Annotated in this window: 18 protein-coding genes and 5 tRNA genes; 8 read left to right on the top strand and 15 right to left on the bottom strand. The window is 60.4% G+C overall.

Translation table 11 applies throughout. The features are described from left to right. Positions 1 to 213: 213 nt before the first annotated feature. Positions 214 to 411: a hypothetical protein gene (locus tag KFE19_08665; protein QUO36511.1), complete on the bottom strand. Its 198-nt coding sequence runs from the start codon at positions 409 to 411 to the stop codon at positions 214 to 216. A 127-nt stretch (positions 412 to 538) separates the two neighbouring features. Here KFE19_08665 and KFE19_08660 point away from each other — a divergent pair, with 127 nt between their 5' ends. Together KFE19_08660 and KFE19_08655 are read left to right on the top strand one after the other, a co-directional pair. Next, positions 539 to 1105, top strand: a complete 567-nt coding sequence (locus tag KFE19_08660) for a helix-turn-helix transcriptional regulator (protein QUO36510.1) — start codon at positions 539 to 541, stop codon at positions 1103 to 1105. Positions 1106 to 1146: 41 nt separating this feature from the next. Next, entirely contained in the window at positions 1147 to 2493 is a 1347-nt protein-coding gene (locus KFE19_08655) for a tyrosine-type recombinase/integrase (protein QUO36509.1), read from the top strand. 110 nt (positions 2494 to 2603) lie between these two features. Here KFE19_08655 and KFE19_08650 read toward each other — a convergent pair. Then, positions 2604 to 2679: transfer RNA gene (locus KFE19_08650), tRNA-Met, on the bottom strand. A gap of 13 nt (positions 2680 to 2692) precedes the next feature. Further along, a tRNA-Leu gene (locus KFE19_08645) sits at positions 2693 to 2779 on the bottom strand. Between the two features lie 152 nt (positions 2780 to 2931). On the opposite strand from KFE19_08645, the gene KFE19_08640 reads away from it, so the two are divergent. Both KFE19_08640 and KFE19_08635 read left to right on the top strand, forming a co-directional pair. Continuing rightward, a tRNA-Gly gene (locus KFE19_08640) sits at positions 2932 to 3007 on the top strand. A gap of 283 nt (positions 3008 to 3290) precedes the next feature. Then, entirely contained in the window at positions 3291 to 5690 is a 2400-nt protein-coding gene (locus KFE19_08635; GenBank protein ID QUO39575.1) for a cation-translocating P-type ATPase, read from the top strand. 64 nt (positions 5691 to 5754) lie between these two features. On the opposite strand, the gene KFE19_08630 is transcribed toward KFE19_08635, so the two are convergent. The 5 genes from KFE19_08630 to KFE19_08610 all read right to left on the bottom strand — a co-directional run bounded on the left by KFE19_08630 (position 5755) and on the right by KFE19_08610 (position 8051). Then, complete coding sequence (locus KFE19_08630; protein QUO36508.1) at positions 5755 to 6252, bottom strand: hypothetical protein; 498 nt, start codon at positions 6250 to 6252, stop codon at positions 5755 to 5757. Between the two features lie 127 nt (positions 6253 to 6379). Next, the gene (locus tag KFE19_08625) at positions 6380 to 7267 is read right to left on the bottom strand and encodes a YitT family protein (GenBank protein ID QUO36507.1); all 888 of its coding nucleotides are present in this window, start codon (positions 7265 to 7267) and stop codon (positions 6380 to 6382) included. Between the two features lie 91 nt (positions 7268 to 7358). After that, positions 7359 to 7655, bottom strand: a complete 297-nt coding sequence (locus KFE19_08620; protein ID QUO36506.1) for a sigma-70 family RNA polymerase sigma factor — start codon at positions 7653 to 7655, stop codon at positions 7359 to 7361. Then, positions 7636 to 7866, bottom strand: coding sequence for a hypothetical protein (locus KFE19_08615; GenBank protein QUO36505.1), 231 nt, complete (start codon positions 7864 to 7866; stop codon positions 7636 to 7638). Before KFE19_08615 ends, KFE19_08620 begins: the two co-directional genes overlap by 20 nt. Then, positions 7863 to 8051, bottom strand: a complete 189-nt coding sequence (locus KFE19_08610) for a hypothetical protein (protein ID QUO36504.1) — start codon at positions 8049 to 8051, stop codon at positions 7863 to 7865. Before KFE19_08610 ends, KFE19_08615 begins: the two co-directional genes overlap by 4 nt. Before the next feature lie 125 nt (positions 8052 to 8176). Here KFE19_08610 and KFE19_08605 point away from each other — a divergent pair. The 4 genes from KFE19_08605 (at position 8177) to KFE19_08590 (ending at position 9634) form a co-directional block, all read left to right on the top strand. Then, positions 8177 to 8252: transfer RNA gene (locus KFE19_08605), tRNA-Thr, on the top strand. A 10-nt stretch (positions 8253 to 8262) separates the two neighbouring features. Beyond that, positions 8263 to 8347: transfer RNA gene (locus KFE19_08600), tRNA-Tyr, on the top strand. A gap of 215 nt (positions 8348 to 8562) precedes the next feature. Then, the gene (locus KFE19_08595) at positions 8563 to 9315 is read left to right on the top strand and encodes a LexA family transcriptional regulator (protein QUO36503.1); all 753 of its coding nucleotides are present in this window, start codon (positions 8563 to 8565) and stop codon (positions 9313 to 9315) included. A gap of 13 nt (positions 9316 to 9328) precedes the next feature. Then, entirely contained in the window at positions 9329 to 9634 is a 306-nt protein-coding gene (locus tag KFE19_08590; GenBank protein ID QUO36502.1) for a hypothetical protein, read from the top strand. Between the two features lie 77 nt (positions 9635 to 9711). Here the strand turns inward: KFE19_08590 and fabG are convergent, their stop codons facing one another. The 7 genes from fabG to KFE19_08555 form a co-directional block, all read right to left on the bottom strand. After that, the gene (fabG, locus tag KFE19_08585) at positions 9712 to 10446 is read right to left on the bottom strand and encodes a 3-oxoacyl-ACP reductase FabG (GenBank protein QUO36501.1); all 735 of its coding nucleotides are present in this window, start codon (positions 10444 to 10446) and stop codon (positions 9712 to 9714) included. Between the two features lie 89 nt (positions 10447 to 10535). Next, positions 10536 to 11279, bottom strand: coding sequence for a hypothetical protein (locus tag KFE19_08580; protein ID QUO36500.1), 744 nt, complete (start codon positions 11277 to 11279; stop codon positions 10536 to 10538). A gap of 50 nt (positions 11280 to 11329) precedes the next feature. Further along, complete coding sequence (locus KFE19_08575; GenBank protein QUO36499.1) at positions 11330 to 11929, bottom strand: lactate utilization protein; 600 nt, start codon at positions 11927 to 11929, stop codon at positions 11330 to 11332. Between the two features lie 3 nt (positions 11930 to 11932). Further along, positions 11933 to 12790, bottom strand: a complete 858-nt coding sequence (locus KFE19_08570; GenBank protein ID QUO36498.1) for a YitT family protein — start codon at positions 12788 to 12790, stop codon at positions 11933 to 11935. Continuing rightward, positions 12787 to 15051, bottom strand: coding sequence for a topoisomerase IV (locus KFE19_08565; GenBank protein ID QUO36497.1), 2265 nt, complete (start codon positions 15049 to 15051; stop codon positions 12787 to 12789). The genes KFE19_08570 and KFE19_08565 overlap by 4 nt, the downstream gene beginning before the upstream one ends. Positions 15052 to 15094: 43 nt before the next feature. Beyond that, positions 15095 to 15478, bottom strand: a complete 384-nt coding sequence (locus KFE19_08560; protein ID QUO36496.1) for a hypothetical protein — start codon at positions 15476 to 15478, stop codon at positions 15095 to 15097. A gap of 22 nt (positions 15479 to 15500) precedes the next feature. Next, positions 15501 to 15950 carry a GIY-YIG nuclease family protein gene (locus tag KFE19_08555; GenBank protein ID QUO39574.1) on the bottom strand — a complete coding sequence of 150 codons (450 nt, stop codon included), beginning with the start codon at positions 15948 to 15950 and terminating at the stop codon, positions 15501 to 15503. Positions 15951 to 16665: the final 715 nt, after the last annotated feature.

Raw genomic sequence — 16665 nt, 5'->3', positions numbered from 1 at the left:
GCAATTCACGGACAGACTTAACTCCGGTCATGCTGACAAGGTCACTGGATGGAATGGCGTTTGCTTCACCCTGGAGCAACAGCGATTCAATCAGCCCTTGTTTCCTGGTAACAGAAGTGGTAAAATCATTACAAGGGATCTTGCCCGTCAAAGCAGTTCCCACCTTTGCCTGTCCTGCTGCGCTACCAGCAGGGCGGGCTTTTCTTTTTGTGTTCACTCTGCTTTCACCTCCATGCTGTCTCGGTTGAGTTTTTCGACCAAAAGGGGATAGTTGACCTTGAACCGTGTCCCGGCATAAATTCCGGGGAGTTCATTCCGCTTTGCCATAAGGCGGAGGTGGTGTTCTGACAAAATACCGGTTGCAGCAGTTTCCCTGATAGTCATAAACTGAGGAATGTTTGTTTGTACCATTTTGTTTACGCTCCTTTCGTATTTTGGGGCTTGCACATCGTCTCGCCCTATGGTATTATCATAATGTAAAATTCATAAAATGTACAGTACTATTTAACTTTTAATTCAATTCAAAAGGAGTGTGAATATGGCCAAAACAAAGCAGAAAATTAACCCTAAAAGCGCAGAACGGTTGAAACAGTTGTATATTGAACATGATGTCACGCAATTTTGGCTCTCACAGGAGACTGGTATATCGCAAAATACACTATCACGCATAGCAAATAGGAAAACGGCTTTAAGTTATAAAGTGGCTTGCGATATTGCTAAGGCTATCCCTGGTGTCAGTCCTTATTGGCTTATGGGAGAAAGCGATTATCCGTCAGGCAAAGATGAAATGATTGCTAAAGTAAAAAAAACTCACAATAGCGCGAAAATTCGATATGATTTTATGCAATATATATTCGAAAATAGCGGTTACAATTTTAAGTACCTGTCAAAAAGTAGTGAGATACCAGGAGTTAAACTGGAGGAAGATTTCTATGGTACTATGGAGGGCGACTTGGTCGTATCTTGTATAACCATTGGTGAGTTCAGAAACTTGGTAAGTGAAATGGAAAACTACGCATCTTACCTTGTTCAAAAGACTGTTGAGCAAGGCAAAAGCCGCGTTGCCCAGCCGTTTCGCTTACCCAAAGATACAGAGGGGGGCTGACAATGGCTAACATTCAAGAGCGCCGGGACAAGTCCGGGAAGTTGGTTTCCTATTCCATCCGGGTACATCGTGGCCGGGGAATGGACGGTAAGCAATTGAAACCCTGGACGGCCACTTTTGAGGTGTCTCCCACCTGGACAGAAAAGAGCGCAAGAAAAAAGGCCGAGGCTTTCGCCGCGACCTTTGAGAAAGAATGCAGGGAGGGCGTTACCTCTGACAGCCGCCAAAAGTTCGCCGCTTACTGTGATTATGTAATTGGATTAAAAGAACAGCGTGGTGCAAAGCACTCCACCATCGTGAGATACAAGGAGCTGACAGGCCGGATTTATCCGCAGATAGGACATATCAAGCTGCGGGAACTGCGGGCCGACCACCTGAATGATTTATATACCCAACTTGCCAAACCGGGAGCAGGAAAAGGAAACAGCAGGGCCACAGCAAAAGTGGATCTTGCAGCACTGCTAAAGGAAAAGAAACTCACTCGCTCGGAGCTATCCCAGCGGGCGGGTGTTCCGCTCCGCGCCGTTTACTCCGCCGTGAAAGGTGAACAGGTCAGCAAAGAGGCGGCGGAGGCCATTTCTAACACCCTGGGCGTGAACGCTTTCAAAGTGGAGGAAAGCACCCGTTCCCTCTCTGCAAAAACCATCCTGGAGCATCACAGGCTGATCTCCACAGTGCTGGAGCAGGCGGTGAAGGAGGGCCTTGTCCCGTTCAACGTCGCCAGCCGTGCCACACTGCCGAAAGCAGAACATAAGGAAGTGAATTACTTCCAGCCGGAACAGGTGGCGGCGATCCGGGACGCATTGGAGCAGGAATCCATAAAGTGGAAAATGCTTGTCCACCTGCTGCTTATTACCGGCGCACGGCGTGGGGAAGTGCTGGGGCTGAAATGGGACAAGGTGGACTTTGAAGGGAACAGGATCTATATTTGCAACAGCATCCTTTACTCCCCGGATATTGGCATCTATGAGAGTACGCCTAAAACGGAACGATCCCGGCGGTACATCACTCTGCCTGTGGAGACCATGCAGCTGCTCCGCCAATATCGGGCCTGGCAAGCAGAGGAGCGGCTGCGGTTGGGGGAGTATTACCAGAATCAGGACTTTGTATTTTCACAGGACAACGGCAAGCCCATACACCCGGACAGCGTGACCGACTATCTCAAAAAGTTCAGCAAGCGCCACGGACTCCCGCACATCAACGCCCATGCCTTTCGGCATACAATGGCCTCCATGCTGTATTTTAATGGGGTGGACTCTGTGAGCATTTCCAAACGGCTGGGACACGCCCAGGTCAGCACCACGGCCAACATTTACGCCCATGTGATGGAGGAGGCCGACCAGCGCAACGCCGACATTCTGTCCAGCATCTTTTTGAAAAAGGCTTGAATTTGAGAGGCGAGTTGAATTAAAGTTGAATTTCTCGACACGCCTCATTTTTAAAAATGGCAGAAAAGTAATAAAAGACACCTGATTCTTGTGGAATCAGGTGTCTTTTCTGGTTGCGGGAGGAGGACTTGAACCTCCGACCTCCGGGTTATGAGCCCGACGAGCTACCAACTGCTCTATCCCGCGATATTTCGTTTTGTGGTGCCGGTGACCGGACTCGAACCGGTACAGTATCGCTACCGGGGGATTTTAAGTCCCCTGTGTCTACCAATTCCACCACACCGGCAGCTGTCGGCAACGATTAGAATACCATAGTTGCAGGGCTCTGTCAAGAGATTACAGAAAAAACTTTTTGAATTTTTTTCAAAAACAATGCAAAAAAATGATTTGGAAGGCTTGACAAGGCGGCGATCCTTTGTTACAATACGTCTTGTTCTCGCGGGCATAGCTCATCTGGTAGAGCGCCACCTTGCCAAGGTGGAGGTAGCGAGTTCGAGCCTCGTTGCCCGCTCCAAAAGCCTCATCCGAAAGGATGAGGCTTTTTTGCTGCTGAAATTTAAAAGCTCAATGCCTTCCGGCTGCATGAGCTGTGTAGCCTTGAGCCATTGGGACAGCGGGCCTGCCGGGAAAACCGCGGAAGAACGCGTGAATTTTCACAAAGTTTACGGGCTGTCTCTGTACAATTCCGGGAAGAATTGGTATAATGATGTTCAATATTTTGTCGAAAGGAGGGAGATCCCGTGAAGCTGCGGCGAAAAGCGGCGCCGGAGGCGCAGACCGTCCCGGACAGACAGGAGATGCCCCTCCTGCAGCCCTCGGCCGAGAAGGGGCTTACCTCCGCCCAGGCCAGGGCCCTGGCGGAGGCCGGATGGGACAACCGCCCCGTGGAGTCTCCCACCAAGTCTGACAAGCAGATCATCCGGGAGAACATCCTCACCTATTTCAACCTGATCTTCGCGGTGCTGGCGGTGTGCCTGGCATTGGTAGGCGACTGGAAGGACATGACCTTCCTGGTGATCGTGGCCGCCAACGCCGGCATCGGCATCGTCCAGCAGCTGCGCAGCAAGCGGACCATTGAGCGGCTGACACTGCTGGCGGCGGCCAAGGTGCGCACGGTCCGGGACGGCGCGGTGAAAGAACTGCCCACCTCCGCTCTGGTGCGGGAGGACGTGGTGGAGCTGACCGCCGGATGCCAGATCCCGGCGGATGGACCGGTCCTCACCGGCCAGGTTCAGGTGAACGAGTCCCTCATCACCGGCGAGGCTGACGCCATTATGAAGAAGAAGGGCGACCAGCTGCTCTCCGGCAGCTTCGTCATCTCCGGCAAGTGCCGGGCCCGGATGGAGCAGGTGGGCGCGGACTCCTACGCCTCCCGGCTGACCCTGGCGGCCAAGAAGGACGCCGGCCCCGGCAAGGGGGAGATGGTCCGGTCGTTGGACCGGGTGATCCGGTTCATCGGCGTGCTGCTGATCCCCATCGGCGCCGCGCTGTTCTATAACCAGTACGCCGCCCAGGACCTGGGCCTGCGGCAGTCCGTGGTGTCCACGGTGGCGGCGCTGATCGGCATGATCCCGGAGGGGCTGTTCCTGCTGACCTCCGTGGCGCTGGCGGTCAGCGTGGTGCGCCTGGCCCGGAACCGGACGCTGATCCACGAGATGAGCGCCATCGAGACCCTGGCCCGGGTGGACGTGCTGTGTGTGGACAAGACCGGCACCATCACCAGCCCGGAGATGGTGCTGCGGGAGGTGGTGCCCCTGGACCCGGAGGCCTACTCCGAGGCGGACATCGCCGACACCCTGGGCGCCTTCTACCGGGTGCTGGAGCCGGACAACGACACCGCCAAGGCCATCGCCCAGCGGTATTCCTACGGTCCCGCCTGGCCCCACCGGGAGGCGGTGCCCTTCTCCTCCGCCACCAAGTGGAGCGCCGTTAACTTCCCGAACCGGGGCGCCTATGTGATCGGCGCGCCGGAGTATGTGCTGCGGGGGGACTTCGGCCCCCTGGAAAAGCAGACCCAGGAGTACGCCCGGAAGGGCTGCCGGGTGCTGCTGCTGGCACAGTGCGACGGGGCCGAGCCGGGGAAGCTCCACGGCTTGATTCTGCCCATGGCATTGCTGGTGCTGGAGAACCCCATCCGCACCTCCGCGCCCAAGGTGTTCTCCTACTTCCACAGCCAGGGCGTGGCGGTGAAGGTGATCTCCGGCGACAACCCGGTGACCGTCTCCGCCGTGGCGGCCCAGGCCGGCATCGAGGGAGCCGAACAGTGGGTGGACGCCCGGGAGCTGAAAACCGACCAGGACATCGCCAAGGCTGTCCGGCAGTACACGGTGTTCGGCCGGGTAGTGCCCAATCAGAAGCGTAAGATCGTCCGGGCCCTTCAGAGCCAGGGCCGCACCGTGGCAATGACCGGCGACGGCGTCAACGATGTGCTGGCGCTGAAGGACGCCGACTGCGGCGTGGCCATGGCCTCCGGCGCCGACGCTGCCTGTCAGGTGGCACAGCTGGTGCTGCTGGACAGCGACTTTGCCGCCATGCCCAAGGTGGTGGCGGAGGGCCGCCGGGTCATCAACAACATCCAGCGGGCCTCGGCGCTGTACCTGGTGAAGAACATCCTGTCCTTCTTCCTGGCCATCATCACGCTGTTCGCCGCCTTCCCCTATCCCTTCGTGCCCATCCAGCTGACGCTGATCTCTACGCTGACCATCGGCGTACCCTCCTTTTTCCTGGCTCTGGAGCCCAACCACGACCTGGTGAAGGGGAAGTTCCTCCACAACGTGTTCCGCCGGGCCTTCCCGGGAGGCCTGACCGCCATCTTCGTGATCCTCTTCGCGGAGCTGTTCGTCTACACCTTCGACCTGACCCTGGACGAGCTGTCCACCATCTGCGTGGTCCTCATGGCCATCAACGGCCTCATGGTGATCTACTACGCCGCCCGGCCCCTGGACTGGAAACGGATGGCGCTGCTGGTGCTCATGGGCGTGGGAATGTTCATCGCCATTGTATTCTACGGCGGCGTGTTCGCCATGTCGGCCCTGAGCTTTGCCGCCTGGCTGGTGCTGGTGGCCCTGGCCCTGCTGGTGGTGCCCATCCAGATGGCCCTGGAGAAGCTCTTCGACCGGTGCGCGGTTGTCCTGGCCCGCCGGGCGGAGTACAAGGCCCGCAGACGGGCCGCCCGGGCATCCCGCTCCCGGCGGTGAGAGAGATTGCGTCCCCCGCATGCAAAACGCGCGCAGGCGTCGCCTGCGCGCGTTTTTTGCCGCTCTATTTCGCCGGGCCGGCGTGGAAGCTGTAAGAAGCGGTGCCGCCCCAGTGCTCCGGTGAGGACCAGAGCGCCGCCACCTCGTAGACGCAGCCTCCCTCCGACAGGGTGATGATCCCATCCTCTACGGCCACCTCCTCTGCGGGCGCGCCGGTATCGCCCCAGAGGGTGTCGCTCCAGCGGCGGACCGTTACCGTGTCCGGGGGTGTGTCCCACTCCAGGGAGGCCGCCGGGGCCTCGCTGCCGTCCGGCGGGATCAGCCGGGGCGTCAGGTCCCGGGCGGCCTCGTCCATGGGATGGAGGCTGTCGGCTTCAAAAGCCGTCTGGGTACCGTCGCCGTTGTCGTAATACCAGGAGGTTGTGCCCCGGAGGGCCTCCACCGCTGTCTCGCCGCAGCGGACCGTCAGGGCCGGGGGTTCGGTCAGGACCTCCGGCGCCGGTCCGGCGCAGCCAGCCAGCAGAGCCAGGGGCAGCAGAGCCAGGCAGAGGTATCGTTTCATAAAGCGCCTCCTTTTTGCGATCGGATGTGGCGGGCCTTCTGCCTGGATAGACGAAAAAAACGGGAGGCGGGTTTCAAATGGGCGTCAAAAAAGCGGCGGAGCCAATTGCTCCGCCGCTTTGGGCAGGTCAGGACGAAAGCCGCCGGAGGAAGTTGCCGTAGATCCGGGTGCCCTCCTGGGCGGTGATGAAGGCGTGGGGATCGATGCTGTGGACCGTGTGGAGCAGTTCCTCAATCTCGTACTTGGAAAGGCACACGCACAGCACGTGGACGTTCTCGCCGGTGTAAGCGCCTACGCCGGTCCAGAAGGTGACGCCGCGGCCCAGCTTTTCCATGACGAAGCTGGCCAGGGCCTTTTCGTCTCCCCGGGTAAAGATCAGGGCCTGAACGCTGACGTTCTGCTGGTGGACCCGGTCCAGCACCAGGGCGGTGAAGAAGTTGTAGATGACGGAGTAGATGGCTACCTCCGGGCTGAACAGGATCAGGCAGGAGGTGTACAGCACGGCATTGAAGCCGATGGAGAACTTGCCCACGGTAAAGCTGCTGCCACGCTTGCTCAGGCACAGGCCCACCACGTCCAGTCCGCCGCCGCTGCCGCCGCAGGTCAGCACGATGCCGCTGCCGATGCCCACCAGAATGCCGCCCAGGAGGCACGCGGTGAGATAGTCGCTGACAATGGGAGAGGAGGGGATGGGGATGATGCTGTAAAAGAGCGAGTAGGACACGGTACACACCAGGGTCTTGAGAACCAGGTGTCGGCCCAGGGTCCTGTAAGCCAGCAGCAGGATGGGGATATTCAGCAGGAAGTAGAAAATGCCGGCCACGTCGTAGGCACCGAAGCTGATGTGCAGGTAGGTCTGCATCAGGGTGCGCACCACCTGGCAAAAGCCCAGCAGGCCGCCGGTGTAGAGGTTCAGCGGCACAATAAAGATGTTCAGCGCCGCGGCGGAGATCAGTTCGCCCACCACGCAGGCCACCAGCCGCAGCCAGCGGTTGTGCAGAGTGTTGTACAGCATGGTACGTCCTCCCCTATGATCAGGTTCGATATGTAGGATGCCCGTCTCCTTTCGATTATACGGGGTCCCGGGGAAAACCGCAAGGGGAAAATCAAAGTCCGTACCGCAGGTGCCGGTACAGCCGCTCCCGGGCCCGGCGCAGCGTCCGGGAGACCGTGGAGCGGTTCACCCCCAGCCGCCCGGCGATCTGGGGAATGGTGAGGCCCCGGTCGTAGTACAGGGCCAGCACCTGCTGCTGCCGAGGGGTCAGCTCCTGCTCCCGGGCCCGGCGCAGGTTTCGCCGCAGCCGCTCCAGCTGTTCGGCATTGTCGGGGTCGTTCTGCCGCTTCCAGACGGTCAGATCCCCGATCCACTCGCTGCTGCGGGTGTCAAAGCGTGTATCTCTCATGTTTGTGATAGCTCCTGTCGTAATACCGGGCGGTCAGCACCGTCAGCTCCCGCATCTCCCGCAGCAGCGGCAGCAGCTCCTCGATCCGCAGCCGCAGCTGCCTGGCCGTGTCCGTGTCCGCGGCCGCCGCGGCCAGCCGCAGCTCCGCAATCCGGAGGCCAATGGCCTCGGCGCTCTGGGCGTACGATAGGGACATTTCCGTCAGTGTCACAGTTCCGCCTCCCTTCCCCGGATCTGCCGGTAGGGCGCCAGCTCGCCTCTGGCAAAGTCGCAGAAGCATCGCTCGCAGACGCTGGCGCCGTTGAGATACCAATAACTCTCGCCCTCGGTGATCTCCCCGCCGCACAGGGAACACAGAAGGCACCGCCGCGGACGGCGGCGCAGGGGATTGCGCAAGAGAGCCCTCCTTTCTCCGCCGGTTTCAGGCGGAAAGGCGCTTCCGGAAAAAATCCGGAAAAAGCCGCAAATTCTTGTTGACAAAACGGGTTCCATCTGGTAATATAAATCCTGCTGTTGGAACTGCTGGTGTAGCTCAGCTGGTAGAGCAGCTGATTTGTAATCAGCAGGTCGGGGGTTCGAATCCGTCCACCAGCTCCAAATTGAATATGGGGGAATTCCAGAGCGGTCAAATGGGGCAGACTGTAAATCTGTTGTCACTGACTTCGGTGGTTCGAATCCACCTTCCCCCACCAAAAAGCGCCTGCAAATGCGGGTGCTTTTTTATGCCTGCGGGTGGGAAGAAACTTGTGGCACGCATAAAAAATTACAGGATTCTTGTGAACAAGCATAGCGTAACACAAGATACTTGTAATGTCAAGGGTAAATTTACAAGTTTCATGTAAATAATCGTTGACAAAGGCCAAAGAATCCGGTATGCTGAAGAAAACAGCGAAAGGGGCGTGTTACTGTGCGTCTTGGGGACCGCATCCGGGAGCGGCGGGAGCAGCTGGGGCTGAGCCGGCCGCAGCTGGCACAGCGGCTGGGCGTCTCGCCCTCCGCCGTCAGCAATTACGAACTGGGCGGCAGCTTTCCAAAGGAGGACATCCTGCTGCGGCTGTTTGACTGCCTGGAGACCGAGCCCAACGATCTGTTCCGGGACAGCTTCCGTGCCGGGGGACAGGTGCTCTCCCAGGGGGAGCGGGCGCTGCTGGAGCAGTACCGGAGCCTGACTGCCCTGGGGCGGGAGACGGTACGCTCCGTGACGCGGGCTCTGTGCGACTACCGGGACGATCTGGAGCGGGGAAAGCCGGACCGGGAGGCCCGGGTGATCCCCCTGTACCGCAGCCCCGCCGCCGCCGGCTATGCCGCGCCGGTGTTCGGGGAGGACTTTGACTATATTCCCGTCACGGAGGAGGTGCCCCAGGGGGCGGAGTTTGCCGTGCGCATTCAGGGCGATTCCATGGAGCCCTGGATCGCCGACGGTTCCGTGGCATATGTGAATCGGGATCCCTTGGCCGCGGGAGACGTGGGTATCTTCTGGGTGGACGGGGACATTTTGTGCAAGCAGTACTACAAGGACCCGGCGGGGACGGTGTATCTGTTCTCCCTGAACCGGGCCCGCGCCGACGCCGACGTGGTGCTGACCGCCGCCAGCGGCCGGGGCCTGGCCTGCTTCGGCCGGGTGATCTGCCACGCGCCGGCCCTGCCGGGCAGAGGCTGAAAGGAACGCTGGCATGGCGGTGCACGCGTTCGGCATCCTGCCCCGCTCTCCGGCGTCCGGAGAGCGGTATGACACCTATGAGCCGGAGCGGTATGGCTGCGTGGCGGTGGACGACCAGTGGGTGGAGCCTCTTGCGGAAAAGCTGCGGGAGGTGCCTGTCTGCCGGCACTCTCTGGACCTGCCGGGGAAGGGGCTGGATGACTGCGGCATCACCCTGATCCCGCCGGCGTCCATCCCGGCGGTCCTGGCCGCCCTGGACGCGTCTGAGGTGTGGGCCACGCTGGGGGGCCTGCTGGAGGAGGCCGGGGCCGGTTCGTGATCCACTTCGGGCTGTGAATCCGCAAAAAAGAGGAAGGGGAAACCGATCCGGTTTCCCCTTCCTCTTTCACTGTCCGCTCACACGATAAAGCCGCCGTCGGCCCCCAGCACCTGGCCGGTGATGAAGGAGGCCTTGTCCGAGGCCAGGAAGGCCACGGCGTGGGCGATGTCCTCCGGCCGCCCCAGGCGGCCCAGGGGAGTCTGCTCCGCCAGGTCCCGCAGAGTCTCCTGGCCCAGGACCTGGACCATATCCGTGTCGATGACCCCGGGGGCCACGCAGTTGACCCGGATGCCCGAGGGGGCCAGCTCCATGGCCAGCGACCGGGTCAGGGCGATGATGGCCGCCTTGGTGCAGGCATAGGCCACCTCGCAGCTGGCGCCCCGGAGGCCCCAGATGGAGGAGATGTTGACGATGGCGCCCCGCTTCTCTGAGAGCATATGGGGCAGCACCGCACGGATGGTGTTCCGGGCGCCGCCTAGATTCACCGCCAGATAGCGGTTCCACATTTCGTCGGTGATGTCCTGGAACTGGGCCTGTCCGGCCACGCCGGCGTTGTTGACCAGCAGCGTCACCGGGCCCAGCTCCTTTTCCGTCCGGCGGACCATCTCCGCTACGGCGGCGCCGTCGGCCACGTCCGCCCGGAGGGCAATGGCGTCGCTGCCCCCGGCCCGCAGGGCCTCCGCTGCCTGCCGGGCGGCATCCTCGCTGTTCAGATAGTTGACGCACACGGCGTAGCCTGCCCGGCCCAGTTCCATCGCCACGGCCCGGCCGATGCCCCGGGAAGCCCCGGTGACCAGTGCGACTTGTCTCATGGATGATTCCTCCTTTTCCCCGCCCGGAGGCGGGACCGGCGGAGCCAGAGGCTCCGCCGGATATCTGCAAAAATTTCAGCCCGGGCGGATTACGCGCCGGGGTTTGCCCCGGCATCGGGCTCCGGAGTGTCCGCGCCGTCGGCATCGGCTCCAGAGGTGGACTGGGAGGGAATATCCGCCTCGCCTTCATCCGGCACCATCACGAATTCCACCAGGCCCACCGGGCCCTGGGCCGGATAGTAGGAGATGGTCCAGGGAGGGGCTTCCGTCAGGCCCCGGTCCTGGCGCAGCTGCTCTGCGATGGAACTCACACGCTCCTGGCCGTCCTCGCTCCAGTAGCCGATGCGCACCGCCAGCTCTGTCCGCCCTTCGGTCAGGGCGCTGTCCAGCAGGGCGTACAGCGCCTCGATGCTGGTGGCGTTCACCACCGCCTGGATCTGCTCGGCGGTGCGGCGGTAGCCGATCTGAATGGAAATCTCGTGATAGCCCCGCTGGGCCTGGGCGGTGGTGGCGATGTACTCCACGGCGTAGGCCCCCAGGGGCGTCTCCTGCTGGATCTCCGCCGCGGCCATCTCCAGCGTGTCCGCCACGGTGATCTCATCGCGGTAGTTGTACAGCCGGACGGTGGCGCTCTCGGTGTGCTGGCCGATGAGGATCAGCAGGTCGTTGACGATGTCCTGGTAGTTCTCGGCCCGCAGCGTACCGGCGGCCTCGCTCTCCCAGAATTTGCTGGAGTGGGGCTCTGCCGTGTGGTACTCCCGCTCCAGCAGGGAACTGCACCCGGTCAGCAGGCACAGGCTCAGGACAAAGGGGATCATCCGGCGTCCGGTCACGGCGGCGCCTCCTCTCCGCTCAGATGCCCCGCCGGCGGCGGGGATAGGAATTACATGCCCAGGTCCTGGTCCACCAGGATCACTTCCGCCTCCATGCCCATCATGGGACCCCACAGCGTCACCAGTCCCCGGCAGATGCGGTCCGGGCTCTTGCAGTCATAGCAGCGGTCGCCCTTGACGGCGCAGGGGGTCTTTTTTCCCAGCCGCCGGGCGTTCTGGGGCCCGGCGATGTTCCGGGCCCGCCACAGTGCCTCCTCACAGGTGGGGGCCAGTTTGTTGCGGCCGATGACGAAGTAGACCTTCTCGTGGCCGAAGAGGGTGGAGGCCACCCGGTTGCCGGCGCCGTCGATGTTGAGGATCTCGCCGGTCTCCGCCAGGCCGTTGGCGGAGGCAAGGTAGATCTGGGCCGCCTGGGCGCTTTTCCGGGCGGCGTTGGGGTCGTCGGACTTCCAGTGCCAGGCCACGGTGTTGTGGCGGCTGAGCAGGTCATACAGGCCCATGGCGTCCAACGTCACGGAGCCGCCGAAGCCCACGGTCTTGCCGTCGATCTCACTGTCCAGATACGCCGCCGCCTCTTCGGCGGTGGCGAAGGTCTTGACGCAGTAGCCCCGCGCCTTCAGGTTCTGTTCTACCGTCTCGAAAATCTTCATGGGTCAGTCCTCCTTTTGATAATCCCCGAATCCCTCGCCCAGCACCTCGTGGGCGTTGCAGACGATCATGAACGCCTGGGGGTCCAGGCTGTGGACCGTGCGCCGCAGCTGCACGATGTCCCGCTGGCGGAAGGCCACCATCAGCACCTGCTTGTCGGCGCCGGAGTAGGCCCCCTGGCCCCGCAGGATGGTGACGCCCCGGTCCTGCTCGGTCAGCAGCACGTCGGCGATGGCGCGCCAGTTGTCCGAGATGATGTAGGCGGTCTTGCAGGTGTCCAGGCCGTAGAGCACCGTGTCCATGACCCGGGCGGTGACGAACAGGGCCACCGCGCCGTACAGCGCCGCGGACACCTCACCGAAGGCCAGGGCCGCCGCCGCCAGGACCACGCCGTCCGGCACCAGCAGCAGCTGGCCCATGGGGAGCCACGGGAACTTCAGCTTCAGGAGCCTGGCCACGATGTCCGTGCCGCCGGTGGTGGCGCCCTGGGAGAACACCAGCCCCAGCCCCAGGCCCAGCAGGGCCCCGCCGCAAAGCGTCGCCAGCATGGGGTCCATGGGCGGGAACTCCCACACCAGGGCGATCAGGTCGATGGCGGCGGAGCTGACGGCCATGGAGAACAGCGACGATGCCAGCAGGTGGAAGCCGATGAGCCTCCAGCCCGCGATAAACAGCGGAATGTTCAGCACGATGGTCAAAACACCCACCGGCAGCGCCGGGATCAGGACGTTGATGACCTGGGCCGCGCCGGTGATGCCGCCGATGGCCACCTGGTTGGGGGCAAAGAACCAGTCGAAGGCCAGGGCGAACAGCAACGAGCCCACCGCGATCACGGCGTAGCTCTTCAGGGTCTTTTGGATCATGCATTTCCTCCCATATCGTCCAGCAGGCCGATCTGCCGTTCCTCGGTGTCCTCCTGCCGCAGCAGCGCGCCGGCGGCGGGCACGGCCCGCACCCGGTAGCGGCTCTGGTTGGCGATGGGGGTCTCGTCCAGGTAGGCGGCGGTGTCCAGCCGGTATTTGGGCTTGAGGGTCATCACCGCCACGCCCTGGGTGGAGCGGGTGGTCTTGGGGGAGAGCAGGGCGGTGTGGAAGATCAGGCACCGCGGCTCCGTGGAGTAGACGGCCACCTCCCGGTCCTGGTCGATCCGCAGGATGCACTTGAGGGGCGACTTGTCGGAGTAGGCGCCGGTGAGCTTGCGGCGGTTGGAGGTGGTCTTGTAGGCGGTGAGGTCCACCCGGGCCGCCTTGCCGTTTTCAAAGAAGAACAGCAGCGCCCCGGCGTAGTCGGTACCGGGCAGCACCGCGTAGATCACATTCTCCCCGGCGTCCATGCCCAGCTTGGCGGGCAGGTAGTCGCCCAGGACGCTGGCCTTGGTGTCGTCGAACTCGCTCAGACGGGTCTTGTAGACCTGGCACTGGTCGGTGAAGAACATGATCTCGGCGTTGGAGACGGTCTCGAAGCTCTGGCGCAGGCCGTCGCCCTCCTTGAACTTCTGCTCCCCGCTCATGCGCAGGGACTGGGGGGTGATCTTCTTGAAGTACCCCTCTCGGGACAGGAACAGGTGGACCGGATAGGCCTCCGTCTCCTCTTCCTCCTGGTAGACCTCGATCTCGTGGCCGTAGACGATGGAGGTCCGGCGGGGCTCGCCGTACTTTTTCGCAACGGCGTCCAGCTCCTCCACGATGATCTTCTTCACCCGGCGGGGGTCGTTGAGCGTGTCCTCCAGGTCGGCGATCTCGTCCTGGAGAGCGGCGGTCTCGTTGACCCGCTTTAAGATATACTCCTTGTTGATGTTCCGGAGTTTGATCTCCGCCACGTACTCCGCCTGGATCTGGTCGATGCCGAAGCCGATCATCAGGTTGGGGATGACCTCGGATTCCTCCTCGGTCTCCCGGATAATCCGGATGGCCTTGTCGATGTCCAGCAGGATCCGCTTGAGGCCCTTGAGAAGGTGCAGCTTGTCCTGCTTTTTCTTCAGCACGAAGTACACCCGCCGCCGCACGGACTCGGTGCGCCAGGCGGTCCACTCCTCCAAAATCTGCCGCACGCCCAGCACCTTGGGGGTGCCGGCGATCAGCACGTTGAAGTTGCAGGCGAAGGCGTCCTCCAGGGGGGTGAGCTTGTAGAGCTTGGTCATCAGCTTGTCGGGGTCCGTGCCCCGCTTGAGGTCGATGGCAAGCTTCAGGCCGGAGAGGTCCGTCTCATCCCGCATGTCCGCGATCTCCTTGGCGCGGCCGGCCTTGATGAGCTCCGCCACCTTGTCCAGAATGGCCTCCACGGTGGTGGAGTAGGGGATCTCGTAGATCTCGATGAGGTTTTCCTCTTTCACATAGCGGTATTTGGCCCGGACCCGGACGCTGCCCCGGCCGTTGTCGTAGATCTCCCGTAATGCCGCGCTGTCGCAGATCAGCTCGCCGCCGGTGGGAAAGTCCGGCGCCAGCAGCGTCTCCGTCAGGTCGCAGGCCGGATTTTTCAGATAGGCGGCGGTGGTCTCGCAGACCTCCTTGAGGTTGAAGCCGCAGAACTGGGAGGCCATGCCCACGGCAATGCCGCTGTTGGCGGAGACCAGGATGTTGGGGAAGGTGGTGGGCAGCAGGGTGGGCTCCTTCATGGTGGAGTCGTAGTTGTCCACGAAATCCACGGTGTCGCTGTCGATGTCCCGGAAGAGCTCCGCGCAGATGGCCGTGAGCTTTGCCTCGGTGTACCGGGGGGCGGCGCAGGACATATCCCGGGAGTAGGACTTGCCGAAGTTGCCCTTGGAGTCCACAAAGGGAGTCAGCAGCGCGCCGTAGCCCCGGCTCAGGCGCACCATGGTGTCGTAGATGGCGGCGTCGCCGTGGGGGTTGAGGCGCATGGTCTGGCCCACGATGTTGGCGGACTTGGTCCGGGCCCCGGTCAAAAGCCCCATCTTGTACATGGTGTACAGGAGCTTGCGGTGGGAGGGCTTGAACCCGTCGATCTCCGGGATGGCCCGGGAGACGATGACGCTCATGGCGTAGGGCATGTAGTTCAGTTCCAGGGTATCGGTGATGGGCTGCTCCACCACCGCGGCGTGGAGGCCGATGACGTTGGAGGCGTCTACCTTATGCTTGTTGTCGTCAGTTTTTTTCTTCTTGGGCAAGTGTGATCAGTCCTTATCTTGTGTGCGTTTGGGGAAACTCGTTTTATGCCTTTCCCCATTCAGGGCCACCGGTCGTTGTTTCCGTCAAGACCCGATAATGTTCCAGCGGGACATCCTCCGTCAGATTGTTGTATGAAATTTCAAAAATCTGCGGGTACTCCGCCGAGACAACGACGATTAGGCAGGATTCTGGGGTGCCTTTTCGATATGCCCAGAAATACAGGCCGTATTTCTGACATGCGGCTCGTGTCTCAACCGAAAACAGCATCGGGTCCGACGTGTCCAACAGCACCGGCGTGAATTCCGCCACATTACGCAAAACGCCTCGATACCCCGGCTTTCCATATCCTTCCGGAGGAAAACTCACATCCGACAAAACATATTGGACATATTTTCTATAGTATTTCTTCTTCAGTCTCCTTTTCATGCCGTTGCTCCTCTAGTCTTCGTCAGTTGTCGTTATATCCATAGGCCCGACTTTGAAGGATTTCTTTCCACCATGCCTCTCGTTTCAGCACAAAGTCATCGCTGACCTTTGCGTTGTAATTTTCTAAGATGCTATACTGAAAATAGTTTTTGATGTGGTCTTCTCCCTTTTCCTCCACTATCCGTCTGAGTTTTTTATTGCCGCCGTGCAGTGTTTCAACATAGCTCTTCCACCGTGCCAAAAGCATTCTGTTCTGGCTCGTTGCTGAGCCAACATATAATTTCCCATTGCTTGTATCGGTGATCAAGTAAACCGCTTTCTGATTTTCAAGGGCATTGATCCAGTCTGCCGGTCTCTGCTCCACGATCCGCTTCAATTTCCACCAGGAGAGTCTCACCTGGTCATAACCGGGAAATCCTTCCCCTGTATAAACGGCAGGCAGGATCTCGTCCACAACGAGTTCCCCATGAATTATCTTGAAACGCCGCACCGGTGCCTGTTGTGTTTTATGGTAACGCACCACCGTGCGGCCAAAGTACGGCGCATACTGTTCCAGCTCGCTTGCCTCGTAGGCGATGACTCCTGTTTCACTCACGACATCCAGAGCTTTTGTGATTCTTTTGATCGTGGTCAGCAGCCACCGCCCTTGATCATCCAGCCGCACAAGAGCGACTGCGATCTCTCCTTCTTGAAAAAATCCCTTTTTCTTTTTTGCCAGAAGCCATTCCGTATTTACTTTTTCGTGATTTTCAAGATAAAGTTCCATAGGATCCTGGCCGCCTTTTGGCTGCAAATTAAAGCGGACCTTGACCCTTTCCATTTCTTCCCGCGAAAATCTCAAAAGATCATTTAAATATAGTTCGTCCATTTGCGTTGCGCCTCCGCCGCTGATTTTCATGAGTGTTGCCTCCGGATACCTGTCCTTTTATTTTTCCGTGACAGAGTTTGGGTCAGGGATGCGTTCCTCGATGTTTCCCACACATATTTATCACAGAATAATAATAGTTGTCCATATATCGTTTCGTCGGGTCTTACGGCTTATAGCGGTTGTTGTTGCAGACTTTTCACAGTGGCAGGCAAAGTGGAATTGTCATTCCTGGTGAAACCGTGATCCTGTATGTTTTCCCGTCTGTGGGGGCGCTTTCCCTTCTACCCCATATTTCACCAAGTGTCACGATCCCATCCTC

This window comes from Dysosmobacter sp. Marseille-Q4140, assembly GCA_018228705.1.
In the GTDB taxonomy this organism is placed as follows: Bacteria; Bacillota; Clostridia; order Oscillospirales; family Oscillospiraceae; genus Oscillibacter.
This window is presented reverse-complemented; position numbering and strand designations above follow the sequence as displayed.